Genomic DNA, 25,626 nt, shown 5'->3' on the forward strand with positions numbered 1-25,626 from the left:
TTATTCCGCCGCATTTGGTTTCAAAAAGTCTTCCATGCGTCTGATATATGCGATCCAGGCGTTTCGACCCTTTTTTGTTAGCTGACATGTGGTCTGCGGGCGCCGTCCGCGAAACTGTTTTTTGACCGAGACGTAACCGGCATCTTCAAGTTTGCGTAAATGAACTGACAGGTTTCCATCCGTACCGCCGACCTTGGCTTTAAGTTCATTGAAGTCGGCGATGTCCGCGCCAGACAGATACGCCATCACGGACAGACGCACGCGCCCGTGAATAACGTCGTCTATTTCGCGATAATCGAACTCTGATTCAGCACTCATTGCCTAAACGATATCACCCGGTTCGCGCCGCATGAGAAGCGCCCCTGGCAAAGCCGCCGTCAAAGCGCAGCCCAGTCCGCCGGCTAAAAACTGATGCGGGTTGCCGAGCAGAAATAACGACACGATAGAAAAGCCCCAAGCCAGATATGCAAACCATCGCAACCAGGGCTGTTTAGCCGCCGTCGCCGTGGCGAAAAACGCGACGCCATAAACGCCGAAGGCGACAGGAAACATTAAACTGAAAAGAAAGTTTTCAGGCACGCCAAAATGGGTGAAGTCATCATGCACGAAAAGTAAGGCGATCCAGAGCATGGTCATAAAAACACCCACTGCAAACCAGACCGAAAGGGCCGTCTGATTGCCAAGCGTCATGGCGCCGGGTTTCGAACTTGCCCTGCGCCCCCACATGATTGAGCCGACCCAAGCGATGACCCCGGCGACAATCCACGGCAGGAAATAGCCCGTTGGCGCCGCCGGCAATACGCCGATCGCTATAGCGTAAACGAAAAACGCAGCAGCACTCGTGAGACCGCCCCAGAGCAAATAATAAAAACCGCCGATTAACGGCGCTGTCGCCCCTTCTTCCGCCAGAGACCGCACATAGGCGAGTTCGCTCGCCAAATCATCGCTTTGAGCTTTGTTCATTAGAGCCTCCCGAATTCACTTTATAAAATAAAGTAGTTTTTATGACCTTCAAGACCCCTTCGATAAAAAGGCGCATAAATACGACAATATGAGCGTTACGCGCCCCGCCATAGCAAACGAAATGGCGGGTTCGAGATGTAGTCCGGGAGACATATAATTGGCGGAAGCTGGCAACAGCGTTCAATAGAGCCATATGCGCGACGAGACGCCTTGCCCCGCAAGCAAGGTCTTGTGCCATAGTCGAAACACAAAACTTGACCCTGCCGGCCAATCGATCAGAGTGTTATTGCTGTTCGTAATAATTATGCAGGAGGATCTATTGCGCTGCTTTATCAAAATCATACTCACCATTGTCTGCTTGATACCGGTCAACGCATCCGCCCTCGAACTAAAAGGCGATGCGGAAGCGGTCGCCCTCGCCGATAAAATGATCGACCGGCTCGGCGGTAAGGAAGTCTGGTCGGGCGCGCGGTCTTTATATCTCGAATATTCGGGCTGGCGCGCGGACACGTCGCAACCGGTTGACGAGCGCGCCTGGCGCGATGTTCAACAGCCAATACAGCATGTCATCTTTGAAAGCCGCAGCGGTGACGTTTCCTTCAACATGACGCCCGAAACATCATGGCTGGAATTTTCAAACCGGCCGGCGCGGGTGTTTAACGAAGAAGAGCACGCCAACAATCTCAACTTCTGGAATTTTGATTTCTACACGATCATTCATAACCTGGCGCGTGGCGATGACCGGTTGCGTCTCAGGTTTGAGGAACCGCAAACCATCCATATCGAAGGGCCTGGCGGCGCTGACTGGGGATGGTTCGAAATAGACCAGACCGGCCAGCCCGTCAGGTGGGGCGCACCGGATGGCGATGACGAATTCGAATACATTTACGGACCGGTAAAAGCCTACGGCAACATCAACTTTCCCGCGTGGGGAACAGCCTCAAACGGGTTTTGGCGGTTCGACTATCACAAAGTCGATGTCAGCCGTTATCCCTTTAACAAGGAACTGACGCCGCCTGAAGGAAACTGACCTTATGATCAATCGCCGAATGGTTGTCGCCGCCCTGGCGTCCGCGCCGCTGGCGCCGAAACTTGCCTCGGCGCAACCGGCGCGCTTGCACAAGACGATACCTTCAACCGGCGAAACCGTGCCGGCGGTCGGCATGGGCACATGGCTGACTTTCGATGTCGGCGCGAATGCAGGCCTGAGGCGCACCCGGCTTGACGTTACACGAACATTTTTCGAGTTGGGCGGCGCCATTATCGACTCCTCGCCCATGTATGGATCATCGCAGGACGTGCTGGGGTATGCGCTTGAAAACCTTGTTTACCCCTCTCAACTTTTCGCCGCAGATAAAGTCTGGATCAGAGGCGGCGAAAACGGCCCGGCGCAAGTCGCTCAAACCCGCAGGCGCTGGGGCGTTGAATCTTTCGACCTTTTGCAGGTCCATAACCTTGTCAGTTGGCGCGCGCATCTCGACACGCTGTTCTCCATGAAGGCGGAAGGTCGCCTGCGTTATGTAGGCGTTACTAGCTATGCGGGCCTGCGCTATAGCCAGATCGAAGCGATCATGAACGAACACCCGCTCGATTTTATTCAGATTACGTACAATCTTGTAGATCGCGCAGCAGAAAACCGTCTACTCCCGTTGGCCCAGGAGAAAGGGATCGCCGTTATCGCCAACCGCCCTTTCCGCGAAAGCCAACTCATCGACGCGGCCATGCGGCGGCCGCTGCCGGAGATGGCGGCGGACATCGGCGCGCAAAACTGGGCGCAGTTTCTTTTAAAGTTCATCATTTCACATCCGGCGATCACCGCCGCCATACCCGCAACCCGGCGGGTCGATCATATGCGCGAGAATATGGGCGCGCTGACCGGACCCATGCCCGACGCCGCGTTCCGCCAGCAGATGGCTGAAGAAGCAACGAAACTTTAAGGCTGCGGCTCGTCCGGTTCCGCTGAAAACGGGATTCGTGCGATGACTTTGCTTTCAGCAAGATCGTAAACGACAACAACAGCACCGTCCGAGCCGTCAAGCCGGATCGCCAGTCGGTCGCCATCCATCGCCATCGCGCCGGGCGTCATGCCGGCGGGATAAGAGATCACGGTTTCGTCTAGCTCTTGCGCGCCGGTATCTGCTGCCGTGCTGACTGGAACGACCTGCGCCGCGCGATCGCTGTCACTGGCGTTTGGATTGCCGAAAGCAGCGATGATTCCCATCACCACGACCAGAAAAACGAACGGCATGGCGATGATGATGATAATCAGGTTTTTCGCCCCGATCGCACCGGCAAGCGAACCGAATTGCGAAGGACCTTGCTCTGTTGGCGCTTCCGGCGTTTCGGCGTTGTTCTCCACTTTGGGCGATCCTTTTTTTATTTTTGGCGCTGGCCTGAGGCGCGCGCGAACGCTACACCGCATCGGGTTATGACCGCAGAAGACGAAACCCTCAAGCCTGATGAGAAAGGCGCATATTCCTTTACGCCCGGTGCGGAGGATATTGGCGCGCGAATCGACAAATGGCTTTCGGACCGCATCGAAGCCCTGACCCGCTCTCGCCTGAAAGCCCTCATCGAAGAGGGCGCGCTATCCCGGGACGGCGATGTCTTTACGGACCCGTCCTGGAAGCTGCGCGAAGGAGAAAATTACACCCTGACGCCACCGCCGGTCGCTGACCCCGAGCCTCTAGGCGAGGCTATTTCGCTTGATGTTGTTTATGAGGATGCAGACCTCATCGTCATCAACAAGCCGGCTGGCATGGTCGTTCACCCGGCGTCCGGCAACTGGACCGGCACGCTGGTGAACGCGCTGATCCATCATTGCGGGGAAAGTCTTTCAGGCGTTGGCGGCGTCGCCCGTCCCGGCATTGTTCACCGCATCGACAAGGACACGTCGGGCTTGCTGGTGGTTGCTAAAAACGATGTCGCTCATCAGGGCCTTGGCGCAGCATTCTCCGCACACGACATAGATCGCGTCTACGAAGCGGTTGCTGTTGGCGCGCCACGGCCCGGCTTCGGCACAATCGACGCCGCGCTCGCGCGCGCTACCGGCGACCGCAAGAAAATGGCTGTTGTAAACGAACAGGCGCATAACGATTTGGACGCATCGCCATCGCGGCGGGGGGCCCGCCATGCCATTACCCATTACAAAGTTTTAGAGGCCTTTGGCCGGACGCGCGCGAAGCTGAAAGGCGATGCGCTCGCCTGTTTGCTTGAATGCAGGCTTGAGACGGGCCGCACGCACCAGATACGCGTTCACCTCTCCTCTATCGGTCATCCGCTGATCGGCGATCAGACATATGGGCGCGGACCGGGCCTTGGCGGATTAAAACCGGGAGATGAGGCGGCGGACAAATCCCTTGCGATCCTCAATAAATTCCGCCGTCAGGCCCTGCATGCGAAAGTGCTGGGCTTTGCCCACCCTATCACCGGCGAAGCGCTTCGGTTCAAGCGCGATGCCCCGGCAGACTTTCAAACCTTGCTTGCAGCGCTGCGCGACCTGTGAGTGGCTCAGCCCGCAGCCTCACGCCGCTCCTCGCGCCCTTTTGACTGGCGTTCCGCCATATTTTGAGCGAAAAGCCGTGTTACTTTAAGGAGTTACCCCATCCCGGCATGCAAGTCTTGGGATCGCGGCCAAGGCTTCCTATATCCACCCTATGACCGCCCGGAAGAGGCGGCGATCTTTAGGGGTTTCAAGGAAAAAGCCGCGAACGCAAAAAAGGCTTCATCCACGCTTCATAATGAGGCGTGCTGAGGAGAGAGAAAGAGTGACGCGCTCATGAGCAATGCATTGACAACAACCGGAGCAGCCTTAACGCCGGAAGGAAGCCTTTCGCGATATCTCGCCGAGATTCGCAAGTTTCCCATGCTGGAAAAGGAAGAGGAATACATGCTGGCGAAACGTTTCGCCGAGCATGAGGACCCGGACGCTGCGCAAAAGCTGATCACATCTCACCTTCGGCTCGTGGCGAAAATCGCCATGGGGTATCGCGGTTACGGCTTGCCCATCGGCGAGGTGATTTCCGAAGGCAATGTGGGCCTGATGCAAGCGGTCAAACGCTTTGACCCCGAGAAAGGCTTCCGTCTCGCCACATACGCCATGTGGTGGATCCGCGCCTCGATCCAGGAATACATTTTGCGCTCATGGTCGCTCGTTAAAATCGGCACCACCGCCGCGCAGAAAAAATTGTTCTTCAACCTGCGCAAGATCAAGGGCCAGATCGACGCCGTCGATGAAGGTGATCTGCACCCGGAACAGGTTGAGCACATCGCCACGAAACTCGGCGTCACCCATGATGATGTCATCAGCATGAACCGGCGCATGTCCGGCGGCGAAGCGTCGCTTAACGCGCCCATGGGCAAGGACGCCGAAGGCGGCGGCGAGTGGCAGGACTGGCTGGTTGACGACAACGCCGTCAATCCGGAAACGAAACTCGCCAATGATGACGAATACGACATGCGCATGGGGCTGTTGGAACAGGCCCTCTCGACCTTAAACGAGCGCGAGCAGCACATTCTGACCGAGCGCCGCCTGAAAGATAATCCGGCGACGCTGGAAGAGCTGAGCCAAGTCTACAACGTGTCGCGCGAGCGCGTGCGCCAGATCGAAGTGCGCGCCTTTGAAAAGCTGCAAAAAGCGATGAAGCGCATGGACAAGGAAGCGCGTACACGCTCGCCGGAAACGGTTGAGGCATCTTAACCAGCACTACGGGCTTAAACTGAACTGCCGCCTCTGGCGACTTGATCGTTCAACAGCCACGCCTGCTGCACGCCTATGCCCTGTAGCGTTTGTTCGCCCAGCGGTTTGAATCGGCCCTCATCGCCGATGGCCGCAAAGAACCCCTTGCCGGCAATGATCTCGCCTGATCCGGCAAGCTGCTGAAAGCGTGCAGCAACATTCACCGTGTGCCCCCAAACATCATACGCGAATTTCGCCCGCCCGATGACGCCCGCAACGACCGGACCCGATTCAATACCGATCCGAAGTTGCAGCGACCGCCCCGCTTTTTGAGAAATACCAGGTAACGCATCTCGCATGTCCTCTGCGAGACGCATGATCGCCGCCGCGTGGTCAGCACGAGCAATGGGAACCCCAGCCACGGCCATATAAGCATCGCCGATAGTTTTTATCTTTTCGACGCCCCGCCGGTCTGCAAGCATGTCGAAAGTGGAAAAAAGCTCATCGAGCAACGCTACTGTCGGCTCCGGGCCAAGTTCCGCAGCGAGTTGTGTAAACTCGCGTAAATCAGCGAACATGACCGTCGCTTGCGCGTGATACTCCGCGATAACCTGATCGGGATTGTCAATCAGGCGTTCGGCGATCGCCGACGGCATGATGTTCAATAGTAACGCATCACTGCGCGCCTGCGCAGCTTCGGAAAGTTGCAATATGTAATATGTCGCGACAGCAAGAATGATCATTATAGTAGTCGCTGACTGAATGTAGATGGCTGACATCAAAGACGGGTCAACCGCCCCGGCGCCGCTACCTGTTGGAAATGAAAACCACACGAAAAGATGCAAAATGAGTCCCAGCGCCATCAGCGGAAAGGCGATGTGTACGCGCTGAACGCCGAGAATTGTGATCGTAATCGCGGCAGCCGCGATATAATTGAGCTGAATGCCGGACTCGCGCCCAAGCACGGAAACGAAAAAATACAATGTGGAGTAAAAGACCACCCCCAGGTAAATGGCGGCGGCGCTGCGCCCAAAGCGGTGCGTAAAAGGCGTGAGTATCGTACCCGTTGCGGAAACAATATTGCCGATAACAGCGGCCCGAAGAGCGTTGAAATCGACCATAGCGAACGTGATCGCGAATGACAGGGAAGAAAGCGCGCCGAGATATCCGGTGACATTTGCAACCGCCAAAAAGCGCTTGTCGCGGCGCGAATACCCCTCAACACCGGCAAAAACGAGCGTTTTCAGAAACTGCGGTAGCTTTATTGCTCCTAACGCCCATGGGCGAAAAGCTGCTTGCCTGGATTTCATTAAAACCCCGCCCACACGGAACACCCGGGAACAGTGAAAGACGCATTGGCCGCTCGCGGCGAATGCGTTCTTAATCGATTGATTTACTGAATGGAAGACGTTTGCAGGCCGATGAATTGCTAAGCCGCCGGCGCCTTCGCCAGTTCCTCGGCGACTTTCTGCCCTTCGGCTGCACGTGGTTTTGCAAGCCCCGCCAACATCAAAAACGATACGGGCGTGAGGAACAGCGTGAAAATCGCCGCGAATCCGAGGCCGCCGAAAATCACCCACCCAAGCGCGGCGCGGCTTTCAGCACCGGCGCCAGAGCCAAGAATAAGCGGCAGGCTGGCGAGCAAGGTTGAAATCGCTGTCATCAAAACCGGACGCAATCGAACCATCGCCGCGCGCTCAATCGCTTCGCGCACGCTATACCCTCTATCGCGCTGCTGGTTGGCGAACTCAACAATCAGGATGCCGTTTTTCGCCATGATGCCGATCAAAAGCACGAGGCCGATCTGACTGTAATAGTTGATCGAACCGCCCGTCAGCATAATCGCATACATTGCTGCAGCCAGGCCAAATGGCACAGTCACCATAATAATCAGAGAGCTGACGAAACTTTCAAATTGCGCAGCGAGAACGAGGAACACAATCAGCCCGGCAAAGGCAAAGACGAGAAGCGTCGAGCGATTGGAATCCTGCAAGACTTTTGCCTCGCCAAGCAGCGTCACAGACAGATTCCCCTCAAGCGTTTCAGCGGCGATCGCCTGCATCGCCGTGACCGCATCACCAAGCGGAACACCTGTTCTTAACTCAGCCGATACCGGCACGGCCCGCCGGCGCTGCTCGCGCGCCAGTTGCGACGCCACCGCGACTTCCTCAACCGAAGCTAAAGATGACAGCGGTACAAAGTCGCCATTATTGGCGCGCAGGAATATGTTAGCCAAATCCGTCGGGTCGTTCACAGGCTCGCCCGCGCCGGACATCATGATGTTGATAATATCATCGCCCACAAAAACCTGGGCCGCGCGAAATTCGTCGGCCATGACCTGAACCGTTCTGGTTATTGCGGAGATGGGAACACCAAGCGACGTCGCGGCTTCGCGGTCGATATCGATGCGGACCTGAGGCTGCGATGTTTGAAAGTCAGTGCGCACATCTGCGAACAACGGCGATTGCATCATGCGTTCGGCTATCGCGTCCGCACCTGCAGCGGCCACCGTGTAGTCATCACCGACCACCGCGAAGCGCAACCCCTGACCGGCCCCGCGAATACCAAGCGAGTTGCCGCTGCGTATGATCGCTGAAACGCCGGGAATATCACCCACAAGCTGACGAACGCGCCGCTCAACCTCGCTTTGACTGAAATCGCGCTCGCTCCAGTCAGGTAAACTGAACACAACGAAGGATCGGTTGCCGCCCCAGACGCCATTGATGGAGACAATCGATTCGCCGAACCCGTCATCAACCAGTTGTTGCAGGCGTTGCTCGATCTCAAGCACTTTGAGATCGAGATACTCGAAACTCGCACCGTCTTGCGGCAGGACCATGACAAAAACCCGGCCGCGGTCTTCTTCGGGCGTCAGCTCATTCGGCACGGCCTTGAAAGCGACGACGGCGCCCGCAGCAAAAACCAGTGAAGCGATAGTGACGAGCACCGGCCGCCCGAGAACAAACCGCAACATGGGTCCGTAGATTTTCGCCAGCGGCCCATCAGGCTTTTTCTCACCTTCCTCGTCCACATTGTCCATTTCAGCGCGATGCTCGCGCCCGAGACGAACAGTCAGCACCGGACACAATGTCAGCGCAACAAAAGAAGACACCATCACGGCAAAAGCCATGACGAAACCGAATTCCGAAAACAGACGGCCGGCCTGGCCGGGCAGGAACGAGATTGGAATGAACACGGCGGCGAGGGTCGCCGTGGTCGCCAGAACCGCGAAAATAATTTCACGCGTGCCGACAACGGCGGCTGCGCGCTTGCCAGCGCCTTTCGCGCGCCAGCGTTGAATATTCTCAGTCACCACAACAGCGTCATCAACCACAAGCCCCGCCGCCATAACGAGCGCGAGAAGCGTGATCAGATTGATGGAAAATCCGGCGAGATAGATCGCTGCAACTGTACCCAACAGTGAAATAGGAATGGTCACGGCCGGGATCATCGTCGCCCGCAAGGAGCGCAGGAACAAGAAGATCACGAAAACCACGATGGCGGTCGCCAGCAACAAGCTTTTGAACACCTCGCGAACAGCTTCCGAAATGAAAATAGAATCGTCAGTTCGGACGGTTACCGTCACACTTTGCGGAAGCGACTGGTTAAGTTCGTCAACCGCCCGGCGTACGCCCGCCGAGACCGCCATGGTGTTGGACTGCGCCTGGCGAACAATGCCGATACCGATGCCGGGATCGCCATTGACACGCGCCGTCGTCGTTTCTCCCTGATAGCCCCATTCAACAATAGCGACGTCTGATAACCGCGTCTGGTCATCAAGGCGCAACGCGGCGATCGCTTCTGGTGTAGTCGCTGGCGCTTCGGCACGTATAAGAATCTGTTGCGTGTCGCTTCTAAGGCGACCACTCGGCGTGGACTGCGCCGCCGTTGCGGCGAGTCGCGCCACATCCTCGACAGTATAGCCACGCGCGGCAAGCGAAACGGGGCGTACGCGAATGCGGATCAATTTATTACGGGCGCCGTAAGAATCCGCCTGCGCGACACCTTCAACCGCCTGCAATCGCGGCACGACAACATCGTCGACAAGGCGGGCGAGATCGCCGGGATCCATGTCCGGGCTTGAGATGCTCAGGCGCATCATCGCCGAGCCGTTGGAGTCAGCCTTGCGAACGCGCGGCAATTCAACTTCCTCAGGCAACTCGTCAAAAACCGAAGAAATTGCGTTCTGGACATCTGTTGCCGCGATATCGATATCAACGGAAGACGAAAATTCGATGTTGACGTCACTGTCGCCAAAGCCGGATGACGAGGAAATGTTCTGAATGCCGTCGACTTGGGCGATGGCGCCTTCGATGATCGCTGTGACTTCAGCATCAACCGTTTCAGGCGTCGCGCCCGGATAATTCGTATCGATGGAAACAACCGGCTGATCGACGTCAGGTAATTCGCGCACCTCGACACCAAATAGCGCTGCTAGACCCGCGATAACAATCAGGAGACTTAAAACCGCGGCGAGAATGGGCCGCTGGATGAACGTCCCGATAAAACCGCCGCTGCTGCCGGGCGCAGGTGTCGAATGGTCAGTCAAGGTTTAGTCCTCACCGCCGGCCGCGCCAGTTGATGAGACGCTACCGACCGTTTTCTCGTTCCGGCTACGGCTCTCAACGCTCGGCAAGGCTACGCCAGCTCGCGCTCTGTCCGCGCCTTCCGCCACGATGATATCGCCGACGTTGATTTCACCCTCAACCAGAACCAAATTATCAGTACGCTGCAAAATCACGACGCCCGCGCGTTCCGCCGCGCCTTCAGCATTACGGCGCCAGACGAATGCGCCGCCACGATCCCACTGAAGCGCAAGCCCCGGCACTGCTACGGCTGGCTCGCCTACGGCTACTGTTGACACGGCCAGAACGGCGCCAGGAATGAGCCGGCCCTGTTCGTTTTCAACACGCGCCTCAACTCTCAAGGTTCTCGATTCCGGATCAACACGGCTGTCGATGCCGGTAATTTCACCTTCGAACTTGGCGCCTGCATCAGAGGTGAGTGTCGCCGTGACGGCCTGGTCAAGATTTACAAAGCCGGCGGATTCTTGCGGGACTGAAAATTCAATAATGATCGAAGACGTGTCATCCAGGGTCGTCACCGGATCGCCGGCGCGCAGATAATCGCCTGGCTCGAGTTCCGTAAGCCCCGCAATACCGTCAAACGGCGCGCGGATTTTGCGCCTCTCAACAGCCACTTCCGCGGCCCGCAAATCAGCTTGAAGCGTATTGAGCGTTGTCTGCGCCTGTTCGGCTTCCAACGCAGACGCTGCTTCATCCTGCGCCAGATTGCGGTATCGGGCGGCGTTGTCGCGTGCGATGGGAAGCTGGGTGCGCGCCCGGCTTAGCGCTACCTGCGCTTCGTCATCATCCACCTGAACAAGAATATCGCCTTGCGCCACGCGCTTGCCTGGTCCGAAATTCACTTCTTCCACCAATCCGGTGACTTCAGATGTGATAGCAACGCTTTTCAGCGAACGCGCGCGGCCAATAACCTCGACGCGCCGTGAAATATTGGCTGCCTCGGCCACAGCCATGGAGACAACGGGCGTGTATCCTCCGCGCTGCGGCGGACCTGAGGGACGGCCGCCGCCAGCCGCATCGCCCACACCGCCTGAGGTAAGAGCAAAAACAGTCACACCGGCCCCAACGACGGCGCCCGCCATAAGTCCGGTTAAAAGCGACTTCGATATCGGCACTTTTTCGCGCTCTCCTGCTTGCATTCACGCCTTACGTTAGAGAGGCGGTTACACGATCTAACGCATTATTTCTTAAAAACCGTCGCTTTTTCGCGATCAAATCTGCGCGTGTTTGGGGCGGCCCCATGCAATGCGCTGTAATTATTCATTTTTTTATACATTTCAAACCACTGCGGCAAGCTGACGCCGAGATAAAAAAGCCCTAGCGTAGAGCCAAACCCGACAACCTCTCAAAAGGCTCAACCACATGACAAAGATGACTGCCAATAAAACCCGCCGAGCACTGCTTGGCGCGGGCTCAGCCCTCGCCGCTCTTTCCGTGATCTCAACAGGAGCTGCAGCCCAGGAAGCGCAGAAGGCGTTATCCCTTAGCGGCAAGTCTGTCCTGATAACGGGCACAAGTTCAGGGTTTGGTCGGCTCTCCGCCCTGCATCTGGGGCGGATTGGCGCCAAGGTCATTGCTTCCATGCGAAACCTGAATAGCGGCGACAGGGCGGAAGCGAAAAGTCTCAAAGCGCTAGCGGAGACAGAAAACCTCGATCTCAGTATTATTGAAATTGACGTCACTGATGACGCATCGGTTGAGGCTGGCGTTGCGCAAGCACACGAGATCGCCGGCGGCGCCGTCGACATTCTCATCAACAATGCCGGAATCGGCATGGCCGGGCCAGTTGAAGTCAATGACATGGAGGCAACCCGGCTGATATTTGAAACAAACCTTTATGGTTATCTACGCATGGCGCGCGCAGTACTGCCCGGCATGCGCGAACGCGGCAGCGGACAGATATTCAATGTATCTTCTCAGTTAGGGCGCATACTGATCCCTAATCTCGGCATGTATCAGGCAACGAAGTTTGGCGTAGAAGCCATGTTTGAAACCATGGCGTATGAACTCGCGCCTTTTGGCGTTGAAATCACCATCATCCAGCCGGGCGGCTATCCGACACGGATATGGGACAATGGACGCACATATTCTGACAACCTGCTCGCCCGCGTCGATCAGGAACGCTTGAGCGCCTACGAGGGCCACCTTCGGATTGCGAGCGGTATGATGTCGGGAGAATATTCCACAGACCCTAATGACGTGCCGCGGGCGATTGCAGAAATCATTGCCATGCCCCCGGGCACGCGCCCGTTGCGCCGGCCGGTTCACCCGAATACGCAAGCCACCGACGCCGCCAACGCAGCGATGTCGCAAATTCAGGACAGCGTCTTGAGCGGCGGCGTTTATAAGGACTGGCGCGCCGCAGTAGCTGATTAAACCGTCAGACTTTCGAAACTGGATGAAAAGTATCGCATGCGGTAGTGGCCGCCCGCAAAAACCGGGCGGTCAGAACAGTATCAATCGTATAAATCCGGTCAGGAAACAGGCAACGAGACAAGTAATGACTATTGATGCAAGCAAAATAGCCACATTCCGAAAACAACATCAGAGTGACGAACCTTTTGTTATTCCAAACCCCTGGGACGCCGGCTCCGCACGCATGCTCGAAGGGCTGGGCTTTCAGGCGCTCGCAACCACCAGTTCCGGCTTCGCCATGACCATGGGCAGGCGCGATTATGGCGTCACGCGAGACCAGGCGTTGGCGCATGGAGATTTAATCGCCAGGTCGGTCGACATTCCTGTGACCGCCGATCTTGAAAACGGGTTCGGCCTCACGCCGCAGGACGCGGCGGAAACAATTCGCCTTGCAACCGAGACAGCCTTGTGCGGCGGTTCAATCGAGGATTCGACTGGTGACAAAGCCAAACCGGTCATAGAAGACGACGTGCTGGCAGTTGAACGGATTTCAGCAGCCGTAGAGGCTATACATCACGCCGGCCGGGACTTTGTTTTAACCGCGCGCGCTGAAGCCTTCCTCTACGGCATCGGTGAAATCGATAAAATCATCGCCCGCCTCAACGCTTTCGCTGACGCTGGCGCGGACATTTTATACGCGCCCGGTTTGCCTGATCTGGATGCAGTCCGCACCGTATGCTCATCCGTATCAAAACCCGTCAATGTTCTCATCATCGGCGAACTTACCAAGCATAGTGTTGAGGAATTCGCCAACGCAGGCGCCGCAAGACTTTCCATCGGCGGCGGATTGGCTTGGCGCGCCTACGCCACACTGGCTGATGCATCCGCAATGTTATCGACAGGAAAGTTTGATTGCCTCGCGACTGACCGCGATAGCGCAAAAACAATCGGCCAATCCTTGCTGTAGATTGCGGCGTTTTATTTTTTGCCAATATTTAAATTGTGAACGGCATTGTTGCCGTAAAACCATATCAATTCTGCATGCTGCGGGCTAAACACCCACTCCCACGTAAAGGGTATTTCTGTTTTGCGAATGCGTAATGTCAGCAACGATTCCAGATACGCACGGCGTTCCAATGGGCCCGTGGCGGCGCGAGTTCGTCGCACTGATGACCATCGGTCTTCCGATGGGGCTGACGCAGCTCGTCCAGTTTTCAATTCACACTATTGACGTTTTAATGATCGGCCGTCTCGGCGCCGAACAACTTGCTGCATCGTCGCTCGGCCTCGTCATGTTTTATGTGTTGCTGATCGCCGGCTACGGCCCGGCAATGGCGACATCCCCCATGGTCAGTCAGGCGCTTGGCGCGGATAAAAACAACGTGCGTGAAGCACGACGCTCTGTGCGTATGGGGCTTTGGACAGTCGGCATTTTTGCGCCAATCGCCTCAATTTTATACTTCTTCGCTGAAGAATTTGCTCTTGCGCTCGGTCAACCAGCGGAAACGGCGAGACTTGCCGAACCTTATGTCTTGGCGCTTGCCCCAGGGCTTCCTTTCGCGCTTGGCGTTCTCGTATTGCGTAATTTTCTTGCTGCAATCGAACGCACTCGTGCGCCGCTGGTTTTCATCGTTCTTACCACGCTTCTCAATGCGCTTTTGAATTACCTATTGATCTATGGAAACTGGGGAGCGCCACGTCTTGAGCTTGTCGGGGCCGGAATCGCGTCTTCTATTTCGCATGCGGTCGGTTTTTTTGCGCTTGTCGCTTACATCAATTGGGAAAATACGGCGAAGCGTTTTGAACTTTTCGTGAAATTTTTTACCCCTGACTGGCCACGTTTCATGGAAGTCGTGCGCCTTGGCTGGCCGATAGCCGTGACGTTCGGTTTCGAAGCGATGCTGTTTAACAGCGCTGTCTTTTTAATGGGGCGCATTGGCGTTTACGAAATGGCCGCCTATCAGGTTGCGCTTAACGTGTCGGCTCTTGCCTTCATGACACCCATGGGGCTTTCCATGGCTGGCGGCGTTCGTGTGGGGTTGATGCAAGGCGCACAGGATCGCGCTGGCGTCAGACGCGCGGCAGTGGTGGCGATCCTTTCCTGCGTAGGCATCATTTCCCTTTTCATGATTCCGATGCTGTTCTGGCCGTCCTGGATCACCGGGCTTTATCTTGATGCTGACGAAGCAGCGGTACGGACGCTTGTGGCGTCTTTCCTGCCAATCGCGGCGGCTTTCGCGCTCTTTGATGCAACACAGGTTGCCGCCGCCCAGGCGTTGCGCGGCCTGAAAGACGTTCGCGTGCCGATGTTTCTAACTGGCGTCAGTTATTGGGTGATCGGGTTTCCAACCGCCGCCTGGCTGGGCTTGACGACCCCGCTTGGCGCAACCGGCGTATGGTGGGGGCTGCTCGCAAGCCTCGTTTGCGCAGCCATATTTCTCAGTATCCGTTTATGGGCGATAACACGCGATTGAATGCGTGGCTAAAACGGCACGCCCACCGCATCACAAAGAAATTTCATTAAAGGCTTAGCGTCGGCAAAGGTTTCGCCGACCTAAGCTGTAAATTCAAACTTCTAAACTATATTGCGCCCATGGATGCGCGGCGTGCGTCCACTGCTTGTTTCGCATCTTTCAGTCCAGCGCCCGAATTTTCACGAACGACTTTGACAGCCTCGATGATTTTGCCGCGCTGTATGCGCGCATCCACATCCTGTTGTACGTCAGGAGACAATCCAGCGAACAACCTTTCGGCATTCTGTCGTTCTTCCATCTTTTTTTGCGTGCGTTCTTCGGATGACATGCCGCCGCCGGTAGCCCGTCCGGCAAAGAATGCGATGACGATCAACACTGTCCACAAGACCCAGCTCTCGGATGTCAGAATCTCTTCCATATCTTGCTCCAATCAGCTCGCGTCAGACAGACGGACCATAAGGCGCCGCGCCAATGTGGCAAATACAGTTTCCGGCCAATTTTCCGAACGGTTAATCCGCCCTTAATGTCTTTTACCTAATGCCTGTCATTGGGTGAGAGGGAGACGAGCGTCCAACCGTTAGGCAAACAGGCAAGTAACAAAAATCATGTCGCAATCGCTGCTGAAAACTCGCCCGGGCTTCGCAACAAGCGCAGCTAATGCTTCCATAGAAAAAATTTCACTGGAGCTCGCCCATCTACCAGATAGCGAATTTCTGACAGCTTATGCGCTCAGTGTCAGCGAGGCGCTAACAGCGGATTATTTTTTGATCGGCAGGCTGAACCCATCTTCCAATCTTGTGCGCTCCATACGTCTGGCCGCCAATGGACAGTTAACTGAAAATGTGACCTACAGCCTTGATGGCACGCCTTGCGCAAAGGCCGTCGAGGGCGGCTCTTGTGTTTACCCCGATGGCATAGCGGACAAGTTTCCACGCGATGTCATGCTGCGTACAATGAATGCGCAAGGCTATGCGGGCACGGCCTTGCATGGGGAGGACGGCCAGATAATCGGCATCGCCGTCGTTCTGACAACCCGGCCAATCGCCAATGAATCAGAGATTATCTCCGTCCTGGAGCATTTCAGCACGCGCACGGCGGCGGCGATTGAAACCGCAGAGCATCTCGACAGATATCGCTTCGCGGCCAACGATGCGCTGGACGGCATCTGGGAATGGGACGTGCTAACCGGGGGCGCCGTACTTTCAGACAGCATGCAAGCTCTGTTAGGTGATGGCGCCCGCCGACAATACGACTTTTCCAAGGTGGAAAATGCAATTCATCCCGACGACAGACCAAAACATACGCAAGCGTTGAGAAACCACCTTTCTGACAACCAGCCCTATGATCTCATGCTTCGGTTACGTGGTCAGGATGGCGGCTATCGCTGGTACCGCTCTCGCGGAACGGCCTTGCGCAATGAGGCTGGCAAGACGGTGCGCATGATCGGAGGGTTCATGGAAGTAACCGATCCGATCAGTGCGCCGTCCCTCTCAAACGATTGAAGCACAGAAAATCAGGATGCCTGATTTGAGTATTTCTTGAACTCAAGGCGAGAAATCGCACGACAGTGAACTTCGTCAGGCCCGTCAGCCAAACGTAGTGTGCGGATCCCGGCGTATTTGCTGGCGAGGCCGAAATCGGTTGTCACGCCGGCGCCGCCATGGGCCTGTATCGCGTCATCGATGATCCTCAACGCCATACGCGGCGCAGCGACTTTGATCATCGCGATTTCACCCTGCGCGACCTTGTTGCCGACCGTATCCATCATCCACGCAGCCTTCAGCGTTAACAGACGAGACATCTCAATATCGATGCGGGCCTCGGCCACGCGCTGTTCCCAGATTGAATGCTTGAAAATCGGCTTGCCGAAGGCTTCGCGCGTCAGAATACGCTTCACCATTTTTTCGAGCGCAACTTCCGCCGCACCGATCGTGCGCATGCAGTGATGAATACGTCCCGGGCCGAGGCGCCCTTGCGCGATTTCAAACCCTCTCCCCTCGCCGAGAATGATATTTTCTTTCGGCACACGGACGTCTTTTAGCTCAACTTCCATATGCCCGTGCGGCGCGTCGTCATACCCGAACACCGGCAGGTGACGCAGTATTTTAACGCCCGGCGTGTCCGCTGGCACAAGAATCTGCGACTGCTGCTGATGGCGCGGCGCTTCCTTATCGGTCTTGCCCATGACGATGAATATCTTACAGCGCGGATCGCCAGCACCGGAGGACCACCATTTGCGCCCATTGATGACGTAGTGATCGCCGTCAAGCCTGATATCCGTTTCGATGTTTGTTGCATCCGATGAAGCCACCTGCGGTTCTGTCATCAGGAATGCGGATCGGATTTTCCCTTCAAGAAGCGGCACAAGCCACTGTTCCTGCTGTTCGGGTGAGCCGTATTTGATCAACACTTCCATGTTGCCAGTGTCAGGGGCGGCGCAGTTGAACACCTCCGGCGCAATATGACAGCGGCCCGTCTGTTCGGCGATGGGCGCATAGTCCGCATTGGAAAGGGCCGGGCCCCATTTCGGGTCGTTGTGGAACATGTTCCACAGACCTTCGGCTTTTGCCTTTTCTTTCAGCTCTTCGATGATCGGCGGCACTTTCCAGCGCCCGTCTGCGCCGAATTCCTCATGCTGCTTTTGATAGGTCTCCTCGCCCTCATACACATATTTGTCCATGAACTCGGAAACGCGTTTCAAGTAGTCCTTGCAGCGGTCGGAATATTCAAAATCCATCGTGGCGACTCCTTTATTTGCGGCGCATGATAACGTTCGCGGCGAATGGGGAAAGCCTCAACAGCAGTCAGCGCCTTGTGCGGAAAAATTCGCGCAACAGATCGCCGGCCTCATCCGCAAAAGATCCCGCAACCACTTCAGGCCGCCAGTGACAGGTCGGCTGTTCGAAATAACGGGGCCCGTGCCACACGGCGCCGCCCTTGGGGTCGCTCGCAGCAATGACAAGACGTTTCACACGGGCGATGGAAATAGCGCCGGCGCACATGGCGCAAGGTTCAAGCGTGACGTAGAGCGTTGTCTCAGGCAGGCGGTAATTACCAAGCTGTTCCGCTGCTGCGCGCAAAGCGCGAATTTCGGCATGACCGGTCGGGTCGCTGGAGGAGATCGGCGCATTGCCGGCCTTCGCCAGAACCGCTCCGTCAGCATCGACGAGCACCGCGCCGATTGGAGCCTCATCCGCTGCAGCCGCCTTACGCGCCTCGTCGAGCGCCAGGCGCATATATTCGTTATCATCCATCACGGGACTATCGCGCGGGGACGCACGCAATGCTAGGACCTTGCGCCATGAACACACAATCTCAAGACCAGTCGGGTGAACGCATCGCCAAATACCTGGCGCGGGCGGGCGTCGCCTCGCGCCGCGAAGCCGAGCGCATGATCGAACAGGGAATCGTCACGGTGGACGGGGTTACGCTGACCACGCCGGCATTCAAGGTTACGCCGGAGATGGATATCCGCGTTGACGGTACGCGCATTGGCAAGCCGGATGCGCCGCGTCTTTGGCGATTTCACAAACCCGACGGCCTCGTCACCACCCACAAAGACCCGCAAGGGCGCGCCACAGTATTCGATGCGCTGCAGGGACAATTGCCGCGCGTTATTTCTGTTGGCCGTCTCGATCTCACCACCGAGGGGTTGTTGCTACTGACCAATTCCGGCGCCCTGTCGCGAAGGCTTGAGCTGCCGTCAACCGGTTGGACGCGCCGCTATCGCGTTCGCGCTTATGGCCGCGTCAAACAAAGCGACCTCGATACGCTAAAGGACGGCATCGAAATTGAAGGTGTCGAATACGGCCCAATCCGTGCGCAACTCGACCAGACGCAAGGCGGCAATCAGTGGATCACCATGTCCATCAACGAAGGAAAGAACCGCGAAATCCGCAATGTCTGCCGGCATTTGGGTCTGCAGGTGAACCGGCTCATTCGCACCGCTTACGGACCATTTCAGCTCGGCAAGCTTAATAAAGGCGCGTTTGAAGAAGTGCCCGGCAAGCAATTGAAAGAACAACTTGGCCGGAGAATCTGCGAAGAGGTTGGATTGTGACCAACGTCATTAACCTCAATCGCTTCCGCAAAAAACAAAAGCGCGCTGAAAAAGAAAAACAGGCAGAGGAAAACCGTGCGAAGCACGGACGATCCAAACCTGAAAAAAAGCAGACTAAATTTGAGAACGAAAAGCTGAGTCGTCATCTCGACGGACACAAGCCGGAAGACGATTAGGCGTCATGCGCATCATCGGCGGCAAATTCAAAGGCAGATCGATCATTGCGCCAAAGGGCATGACCTCGCGACCGACTACGGATCGCACACGCGAGGCGTTGTTCAATATTCTCTCATCACGCGATGACGTCGATTTCGAAGGCGCGCGGATTATCGATCTCTTCGCCGGTTCGGGGGCGCTTGGGCTTGAGGCGATGTCGCGCGGCGGCGCGTGGTGTCTGTTTGTTGAAACCGACGCGGCCGCTCGCGGCGCCATTCGCGATAATATTGAAGCGTTGTCGCTGTTCGGCGTCACAAGATTACACAGACGATCCGCGACTGACCTTGGCGCAAAGCCCGCTAATGTTGGCCCGCCCTTCACCCTCGCCTTTCTCGATCCGCCTTATAGAAAGGGTTTGTACGAACCTGCGCTCAAAAATCTGAAAGATGGCGGCTGGCTCCAACCCGGCGCAATCGCAATCGTCGAACAGGCGAAAGACGAAACACCGCCGAGTGCTGACGGCTTCATTGAAGTAGACCGGCGCATCTATGGCGATACGCAGGTTGGAATTTACCGTTTTGAACGGTAATTCCTGACCGTTCGCACGTTTGTTTTTCGCCAAATTTAAGACGTCGTTAATTGAAGTTTACTATTCTGACTGCGCTTTGGGAGGCAGCGCCATGTTTACCATCTTCGATGTTTACTCACTGGTTTTACTGCTTGCGTCAATGACCTTGTTCGTCAGACGGTATCTCAAGGCGAACCCGCCCGTTTATCCATATCTGATTATTGCCTGTACCTGCCTTGTGGCCAACTGGCTGGGCGAGGCTGGCGGCGGTCTTTTCGCCATGGCCCTGCTCGTCGCGGCGTCGTTTTCCTTCCTCGGCTGTCTTCTATACCCGAGCTGGAGAACGATGAGCCGTAACAAGCCACAGCAAACGACTAAAGAAGCCTGAACGCTATCCCCTTTACGCGGCCTCAACGCGTCCCTATTTTCATTTCGCTGCCCGGCCCGTCAGGACGACATTCCCCGGGGCCTTATCTCATCTATCGGGAGCTGCCTCTGACTAAGGCCGTGGCCTTTATCACGCGGCGCCCACCTGGTCCTTAGGGTCCAGGGCGAATAAAAGTCCAACGGCCAGGGCGGCGCTTTATATTTGGAGGCAGTGACGACGGATAAGTTCGTTAAAACGACCGTCTGATCATTACGGGCTCGGCTTGATCACCCTTGCTGGCAAGACGCTGCGTTGATACGGATAACCAACATGCTGCCGCCGATTGCACCCTTTCTCGATCCAAAACGCATTCTACGTGAACGTATGATTGGCGAACGCCGTACGGCGGCGAAAGCGCGCCCGGATGCGGCGGAACATGCCGCGGCGAATTTTCTGAACGCCGTTGAAGTTAGCCGAAGTGCTGTTGTTTCGCTCTATTACACCATGCGAGACGAGCTTGATACCGAACCATTGGCGCGGGCGCTTTTTGAACGCCATGCAGACGTGGCGCTTCCTGTCGTTGCAAAAAGGAAAAGCCCGTTGATTTTTCGCCGATATGTTCCCGGCGATGATCTGATCAAAGGGTCTTATGGCGAACTTGTGCCGACGACAAACGCGCAGGAAGTAATCCCTGATATTCTGGTTGTGCCGCTGCTGGCATTCACCAGAGAGGGCGGCAGGCTCGGTTATGGCGGCGGTTATTATGATCGCACCCTTGCCGCATTGCGTAAGGCGGGTACGCCGCTCGCCGTTGGCTATGCTTATGGCGCGCAAGAAGTTGACGCCCTGCCCCTCACCCGCCTAGACCAGCCGCTTGACTGGGTCGTGACTGAACGCGGCGCTATAAGATGCTAGCAGAGCGTTTTTTACCTGAAAACGCCCTGCCGGGAATGTAAGGGGCAAGCTTTGCGAATTGCAGTATTCGGCGATGTGATGGGACGGAGCGGGCGCACAGCCCTGCTCGACAGGCTGCCCTCCCTAAAGACGCGCTACGCCCTCGACTTTACTATCGTCAATGTTGAAAACGCCGCCGGAGGTTTCGGGGTGACGGCGAAGATCGCCGACGATTTTATCGCTGCTGGCGCGGATGTTTTGACCACGGGAAACCACGCCTATGACCAGCGCGAAGAAATCGAAATTTTTGACCGCGAAGAACGGCTGTTAAGGCCCGTAAATTTCCCAAAAGAAAATCCCGGACGCGGCAGCGGTGTTTTTACGGCAAACAACGGCTCCAGCGTTCTTGTGGTTCATGCGCAAGGACAGATCGGCATGCCGCCAGGAGACGACCCGTTTTCTGCAGTCGACCGTGAACTTGCCGGCGCTGTTCTTGGCAAGGACGTTGACGCCATCGTCGTTGATTTTCATGCCGAAGCAACGTCGGAAAAAAACGCCATGGGGCATTTCCTTGATGGTCGCGCCAGCCTTGTTGTCGGCACACATACACACATTCCGACTGCGGACGATCAAATCCTGCCGCGCGGCACAGGATACATCACCGACCTCGGCATGAGCGGCGACTATGACAGCGTAATCGGCATGGAAAAGTCCGAACCGTTACGGCGTTTCATTACGAAAATCCCCGGCGGGCGCTTCTCGCCCGCGGCAGGCGAAGCGACAATCAGCGGCGTCATCGTTGAGACGGATGAGAATGGGCTGGCGCAGACAATCAATCCTATCCGTCTGGGCGGAAGACTTAAAACAGCAGACCCGGTAGCTTAAGCGGTGGCCGAAAAGATCACGCGCCACGCCACCAGCATGATTGCAAGAACAACCATCGAAAGCGCAAAAATCGTGTGATGCGCCTTTCTCCAGGCGCTCCAGCCTGATCGCGTCCACGCGAGAGGCGCGCTAATCAGCAACCCCAGAGCCATCACGAAAAGAATAAGGCCAAAGACGCGCAGGGCGACAATCGTCACCGGCGGATACTCTAACAAGGCGCTCGCTGATGCAGTCACCAGCGTCGCCGCTGTCGCGACGCCAAGGCCGGCGAAAATGAATACGCACATTGCAATGATAATGTCAGCGCGATTAAGCCAGACGCCAACCGCCTTATGACACGAAGGCCTGCCTTGTCGGCGCCACGCGCCCAGCATCGTCGTGACGCTGAACAAGAATGCCGCACCAAGCGCGAAATTAAACACGCTGCTATTATTGAATATGCCGGGCCGGTCAAAAGAGTGAACCCCGCTCGCATCTGAAATATGGGAGACTTTTCCCGACTGATCGCGCCCAAACACAACCCTCTCACCACGTAGATTTTCAAAAGTGCCGGAGGCCTCAGGCACAGATTTATAACTGTAAGCATTGCCGTTGCGAGTGATGATCAGATCATTGTTTTGTCCCGGCGCGACGGTTACGAGGTCACTTGCGGAAAAAAGTTTTTCGAACTGCGTGAATGACCGCCGGTTGGCGAAGTACTGTCCTGTGTATTCACCGGGTGATTCTACGTCGTTCAATGCGGGAGATTCCGCGATAGACGTTTCAGCAAGTAAGTGATCCATGACCAGCGCCGGAAGATCGCTGACCAACGTCCGGTCCGTTGTCGCATTCTGCGAGATGAAAAGACCAAGGCTGAGGTCGGGAACTAGCACCATATTTGTGTAGAACGTCGACGTCGCGCCGCCATGACTGAACGTTTCAACCCCGCGATGGAAGCCTGTCATGAAACCGTGCGCGAGATCCGACCCCGCCTCGCGATCGGAAAACGCCCGGGACCACATCAACTCATGCGATTGCGGCGATAACAGGCGCGTATTGCCGGTCGCGCCCCCACCCAGGTGCAGCAGCATCCATTGCGCCATATCTTCCGCCGTTGACGCCATGGCGCCGGCAGGTGCGAATGGTCCGATCTGCATATACTCGTCTGCGGCGTACGCGCCACCTGAAAACTTCACACCCTCGGCAAGATTGCTTTTCAGATTTGCTTGTATTGTTGACGGTCCTTTGAGCGTTGTGTTCGCCATTTCGATCGGCATGAGGATTTCTTTCATAAGAAAATCCTCAAAAGAAACGCCAGATACATCTTCCACGATTTTTGCGGCCAGCGCAGAGCCCCAATTCGAATAGGATGTACGCGCACCAGCCGGATAGACCCGTTTCGGCATGGTGTCATTCAAAGCCTCGGCAAGCGTTTCATTGCTGTCATCGCGATAAGTAAAAACACTAAACGTATCCTCGAACCCGGCACGGTGTGCCATCAGATGATTCATGGTTATGGGCCCGCCAAAAGCATCTGGAATTTGCACACCTTCGAGGTACTCATTAACATCCGTATCAAGATCTAATAGACCTCGGTCGCGCAACAGCATGACAGAGGTCCAGATGAATGTCTTCGAAACCGACCCTATACGGAACAGAGTGCCATCGCCCGTTACGGGCCTCTGCAGCGCCGCATCCGCAGCGCCATAACCTTTCGCAAAAACCAATCTCCCATCCATGACGACGCTGACCGCAACACCAGGCGTTCCATGCGCGCGCATATGGGCGCGAACAACACCGTCCACATACCCTTCGAGCACAGCTTCTTCCCGCGTAGGCTCAAATGCAGGCAGCGAAACGGTATCGACCGGCGTTGTCGGCGCCGGATCAGGCGGCTCTTGCGCGCCCGCAATCGAGGAAAACAAAGCCGCCAACACTGCGCAAACAATAGAAACAGATCGCATGGACACTCTCCAGTATGAGTCGCGAACTCTACCAGACAATGCGTTTTTTTAAATGGCGGCGATGCAAATGCTTACATTCGGTTATCGAGCTGCGCACGCACGGATTTGCGCCCAAGCCGCGTTGCCCGGTAAGGCTCGCCGTTGCTGGAAGCGATTAACCGCCGCCGTTTTAATTTTTGAAAAACCGCGAGCGTGCAATCCTCTAGCGTCCATCCTTCGCGGGTGGCGCAGTTTACCGAGATGATTTTTCCGTTGTCGTCTTTTTCTACCAAGATTGCGCCGCCGCGAGCGAGCGCATGGAGCGTTCTTTGCTCCGCCTTCGAAATGTTCATGGAAATAGTCCGAGCAAACATTAACCGGACGCACGGGCCACAGCCGGCGCGTCAATCAGAATGGTTATTGCAATACAATCTCAGACATAAATTCTCTTGAGTTCGTCTTCGTATAGAACAGAGCGGCGCAAAAGCCAATACCAAGCTGCCTTGACTAGTCTTCCGATTGCGTTCGATCGAGCGTCAAAGACGGATTTATTTCAGCATCGCCTTCGGCGATGACATTCATAAGACCAATTCGCGCTTCTCGCGCCGGCAGATGAATTCTGACATACTGCATTGTTTCCGGATCAGTTATCAGCTCTACCTGATTACTGACGATAATGGAGATCAGCTCTTTCTCCAGGAAATACGCAACATCAGCGTTGCCGCCGGCGCCGGTTCCGCCATGCCATATCAGACGGCCTAGAGGGCTTTCGTATATCCACCAGCCGTAACCATAACTGATGCCTTCACGCCTTTGCACATGACCAGCCCAGAGTTTTTCGACATGCTCCAATGGCAATACTGAGCCTGACTTTAAAGCCAGCATCCAGCGGTGCATATCGTCAACGGTGGACATGACCCCGCCATTACCCATCACGCCCCACTGGATTGGCAAAGCTGTAACGGGTGATGCTTGCCACTCGCCATTTACGAAACCGACGGCGACATTACGTTGTTTTAGAAAAGCATCGCCGTGAAACCCTGTGTCCTTCAGGCCCGCCGGTTTTAACAATCGCTCACGAACGAGTGTTGTATATTGCTCGCCAGTGATTTCTTCCAGAATAGCCGCCAGCAAAGTAAAACCGGAATTCGAATATCTGAAATCCTCTCCGGGTGAATAAGCAAGTTCCGAAGTAAAGATGTTTTGCAACGCCTGACTACGCGTCATCGGCGCATAATCGTCGTCAGAATGCTCCGTCAATCCTGACGTATGAGTCATGAGCTGATGTAAGGTGATTTCGCGTTTGTCAGCTGGCGCGTCGGCAAAAAATTTGGAGACAGTATCTTCTAGTGAAACCTCACCTCCGCTTACCTCCATCATCACTAACGTCGCCGTAAACTGTTTGGAGAGGGAGCCCACATCTGCCACTGTTTCAGTCGTCATCGCTACGCCGGGTGCAGCCTCATCACCATATGCGCCCCTATGGAGAACAGTGTCGCCTTCAGCGACCAAAATCGAGGCTGACAAGCCATTTCGCCCTTGCCTGTCAAAATATGTTTGGACGAGCACAGGACTGACGGAGCTTCTATTTTCAGATCCCTCCTTCGCCGGAGACGACGAGCAAGACATCAATGAAAGCAAAAAGAATGGCGCAAGAATTGCCCGCTTAAAAAAATACACGTTGCTTACTCCCGCATGCATCTCGACAGGCATGATAG

Annotated in this window: 26 protein-coding genes and 1 other RNA gene; 15 read left to right on the forward strand and 12 right to left on the reverse strand. The window is 55.9% G+C overall.

Translation table 11 applies throughout. From position 1 onward, the window contains the following. Window positions 1-318, reverse strand: coding sequence for a winged helix-turn-helix domain-containing protein (locus PUV54_RS04815; RefSeq protein ID WP_274494442.1), 318 nt, complete (start codon window positions 316-318; stop codon window positions 1-3). A gap of 3 nt (window positions 319-321) precedes the next feature. Continuing rightward, complete coding sequence (locus PUV54_RS04820) at window positions 322-963, reverse strand: hypothetical protein (RefSeq protein WP_274494443.1); 642 nt, start codon at window positions 961-963, stop codon at window positions 322-324. Window positions 964-1,282: 319 nt separating this feature from the next. On the opposite strand from PUV54_RS04820, the gene PUV54_RS04825 reads away from it, so the two are divergent. Together PUV54_RS04825 and PUV54_RS04830 are read left to right on the forward strand one after the other, a co-directional pair. Further along, entirely contained in the window at window positions 1,283-1,993 is a 711-nt protein-coding gene (locus tag PUV54_RS04825; RefSeq protein WP_274494444.1) for a hypothetical protein, read from the forward strand. Window positions 1,994-1,997: 4 nt separating this feature from the next. After that, window positions 1,998-2,900, forward strand: coding sequence for an aldo/keto reductase (locus PUV54_RS04830; RefSeq protein WP_274494445.1), 903 nt, complete (start codon window positions 1,998-2,000; stop codon window positions 2,898-2,900). Here PUV54_RS04830 and PUV54_RS04835 read toward each other — a convergent pair. Beyond that, a complete protein-coding gene (locus PUV54_RS04835; protein ID WP_274494446.1) occupies window positions 2,897-3,322 on the reverse strand; it encodes a hypothetical protein in 426 nt (141 codons plus the stop codon). The genes PUV54_RS04830 and PUV54_RS04835 overlap by 4 nt on opposite strands. 69 nt (window positions 3,323-3,391) lie before the next feature. Between PUV54_RS04835 and PUV54_RS04840 the strand changes: the two genes are divergently transcribed. Both PUV54_RS04840 and rpoH read left to right on the forward strand, forming a co-directional pair. Beyond that, entirely contained in the window at window positions 3,392-4,468 is a 1,077-nt protein-coding gene (locus PUV54_RS04840) for an RluA family pseudouridine synthase (RefSeq protein WP_274494447.1), read from the forward strand. Window positions 4,469-4,741: 273 nt separating this feature from the next. Continuing rightward, on the forward strand, window positions 4,742-5,662 hold the full coding sequence (gene rpoH, locus PUV54_RS04845; RefSeq protein WP_274494448.1) for an RNA polymerase sigma factor RpoH: 921 nt from the start codon (window positions 4,742-4,744) through the stop codon (window positions 5,660-5,662). Window positions 5,663-5,676: 14 nt separating this feature from the next. Here rpoH and PUV54_RS04850 read toward each other — a convergent pair whose 3' ends face one another. From PUV54_RS04850 to PUV54_RS04860, 3 genes are all read right to left on the reverse strand, one after another. Next, window positions 5,677-6,951, reverse strand: coding sequence for an adenylate/guanylate cyclase domain-containing protein (locus PUV54_RS04850; protein ID WP_274494449.1), 1,275 nt, complete (start codon window positions 6,949-6,951; stop codon window positions 5,677-5,679). A 119-nt stretch (window positions 6,952-7,070) separates the two neighbouring features. Next, the gene (locus PUV54_RS04855) at window positions 7,071-10,190 is read right to left on the reverse strand and encodes an efflux RND transporter permease subunit (RefSeq protein WP_274494450.1); all 3,120 of its coding nucleotides are present in this window, start codon (window positions 10,188-10,190) and stop codon (window positions 7,071-7,073) included. 3 nt (window positions 10,191-10,193) lie between these two features. Then, window positions 10,194-11,366, reverse strand: a complete 1,173-nt coding sequence (locus PUV54_RS04860; protein WP_274494451.1) for an efflux RND transporter periplasmic adaptor subunit — start codon at window positions 11,364-11,366, stop codon at window positions 10,194-10,196. 223 nt (window positions 11,367-11,589) lie between these two features. Between PUV54_RS04860 and PUV54_RS04865 the strand changes: the two genes are divergently transcribed. The 3 genes from PUV54_RS04865 to PUV54_RS04875 all read left to right on the forward strand — a co-directional run bounded on the left by PUV54_RS04865 (window position 11,590) and on the right by PUV54_RS04875 (window position 15,056). After that, window positions 11,590-12,603 carry an SDR family oxidoreductase gene (locus tag PUV54_RS04865; RefSeq protein WP_274494452.1) on the forward strand — a complete coding sequence of 338 codons (1,014 nt, stop codon included), beginning with the start codon at window positions 11,590-11,592 and terminating at the stop codon, window positions 12,601-12,603. A 124-nt stretch (window positions 12,604-12,727) separates the two neighbouring features. Continuing rightward, window positions 12,728-13,549: an isocitrate lyase/PEP mutase family protein gene (locus tag PUV54_RS04870; RefSeq protein ID WP_274494453.1), complete on the forward strand. Its 822-nt coding sequence runs from the start codon at window positions 12,728-12,730 to the stop codon at window positions 13,547-13,549. 133 nt (window positions 13,550-13,682) lie between these two features. After that, window positions 13,683-15,056: an MATE family efflux transporter gene (locus tag PUV54_RS04875; protein WP_274494454.1), complete on the forward strand. Its 1,374-nt coding sequence runs from the start codon at window positions 13,683-13,685 to the stop codon at window positions 15,054-15,056. Between the two features lie 106 nt (window positions 15,057-15,162). On the opposite strand, the gene PUV54_RS04880 is transcribed toward PUV54_RS04875, so the two are convergent. Further along, window positions 15,163-15,474, reverse strand: a complete 312-nt coding sequence (locus PUV54_RS04880) for a hypothetical protein (RefSeq protein ID WP_274494455.1) — start codon at window positions 15,472-15,474, stop codon at window positions 15,163-15,165. Window positions 15,475-15,661: 187 nt separating this feature from the next. On the opposite strand from PUV54_RS04880, the gene PUV54_RS04885 reads away from it, so the two are divergent. Then, window positions 15,662-16,558, forward strand: coding sequence for a PAS domain-containing protein (locus PUV54_RS04885; RefSeq protein ID WP_274494456.1), 897 nt, complete (start codon window positions 15,662-15,664; stop codon window positions 16,556-16,558). A gap of 11 nt (window positions 16,559-16,569) precedes the next feature. Here PUV54_RS04885 and PUV54_RS04890 read toward each other — a convergent pair whose 3' ends face one another. Continuing rightward, window positions 16,570-17,793 carry an acyl-CoA dehydrogenase family protein gene (locus tag PUV54_RS04890; RefSeq protein ID WP_274494457.1) on the reverse strand — a complete coding sequence of 408 codons (1,224 nt, stop codon included), beginning with the start codon at window positions 17,791-17,793 and terminating at the stop codon, window positions 16,570-16,572. Window positions 17,794-17,860: 67 nt separating this feature from the next. Next, the gene (locus PUV54_RS04895; RefSeq protein ID WP_420797940.1) at window positions 17,861-18,310 is read right to left on the reverse strand and encodes a nucleoside deaminase; all 450 of its coding nucleotides are present in this window, start codon (window positions 18,308-18,310) and stop codon (window positions 17,861-17,863) included. Window positions 18,311-18,357: 47 nt separating this feature from the next. On the opposite strand from PUV54_RS04895, the gene PUV54_RS04900 reads away from it, so the two are divergent. From PUV54_RS04900 to PUV54_RS04930, 7 genes are all read left to right on the forward strand, one after another. Beyond that, entirely contained in the window at window positions 18,358-19,116 is a 759-nt protein-coding gene (locus tag PUV54_RS04900) for a pseudouridine synthase (protein WP_274494459.1), read from the forward strand. After that, a complete protein-coding gene (locus PUV54_RS04905; RefSeq protein WP_274494460.1) occupies window positions 19,113-19,292 on the forward strand; it encodes a DUF4169 family protein in 180 nt (59 codons plus the stop codon). The genes PUV54_RS04900 and PUV54_RS04905 overlap by 4 nt, the downstream gene beginning before the upstream one ends. Window positions 19,293-19,297: 5 nt before the next feature. Continuing rightward, a complete protein-coding gene (gene rsmD / locus PUV54_RS04910; RefSeq protein WP_274494461.1) occupies window positions 19,298-19,861 on the forward strand; it encodes a 16S rRNA (guanine(966)-N(2))-methyltransferase RsmD in 564 nt (187 codons plus the stop codon). A gap of 91 nt (window positions 19,862-19,952) precedes the next feature. Beyond that, window positions 19,953-20,228: an XrtV sorting system accessory protein gene (locus tag PUV54_RS04915; RefSeq protein WP_274494462.1), complete on the forward strand. Its 276-nt coding sequence runs from the start codon at window positions 19,953-19,955 to the stop codon at window positions 20,226-20,228. 41 nt (window positions 20,229-20,269) lie between these two features. Further along, a non-coding RNA gene (gene ssrS, locus PUV54_RS04920) (6S RNA) lies at window positions 20,270-20,426 on the forward strand. Between the two features lie 111 nt (window positions 20,427-20,537). After that, window positions 20,538-21,122, forward strand: a complete 585-nt coding sequence (locus PUV54_RS04925) for a 5-formyltetrahydrofolate cyclo-ligase (protein ID WP_274494463.1) — start codon at window positions 20,538-20,540, stop codon at window positions 21,120-21,122. Between the two features lie 51 nt (window positions 21,123-21,173). Beyond that, window positions 21,174-21,986, forward strand: a complete 813-nt coding sequence (locus tag PUV54_RS04930) for a TIGR00282 family metallophosphoesterase (RefSeq protein WP_274494464.1) — start codon at window positions 21,174-21,176, stop codon at window positions 21,984-21,986. On the opposite strand, the gene PUV54_RS04935 is transcribed toward PUV54_RS04930, so the two are convergent. The 3 genes from PUV54_RS04935 to PUV54_RS04945 form a co-directional block, all read right to left on the reverse strand. After that, window positions 21,983-23,929: a serine hydrolase domain-containing protein gene (locus PUV54_RS04935; RefSeq protein WP_274494465.1), complete on the reverse strand. Its 1,947-nt coding sequence runs from the start codon at window positions 23,927-23,929 to the stop codon at window positions 21,983-21,985. The genes PUV54_RS04930 and PUV54_RS04935 overlap by 4 nt on opposite strands. 71 nt (window positions 23,930-24,000) lie before the next feature. Next, complete coding sequence (locus tag PUV54_RS04940) at window positions 24,001-24,261, reverse strand: YjhX family toxin (RefSeq protein WP_274494466.1); 261 nt, start codon at window positions 24,259-24,261, stop codon at window positions 24,001-24,003. 154 nt (window positions 24,262-24,415) lie between these two features. Then, entirely contained in the window at window positions 24,416-25,621 is a 1,206-nt protein-coding gene (locus PUV54_RS04945; RefSeq protein ID WP_337999186.1) for a serine hydrolase domain-containing protein, read from the reverse strand. Window positions 25,622-25,626 lie beyond the last annotated feature (5 nt).

Source organism: Hyphococcus flavus, from assembly GCF_028748065.1.
Lineage (GTDB): Bacteria > Pseudomonadota > Alphaproteobacteria > Caulobacterales > Parvularculaceae > Hyphococcus > Hyphococcus flavus.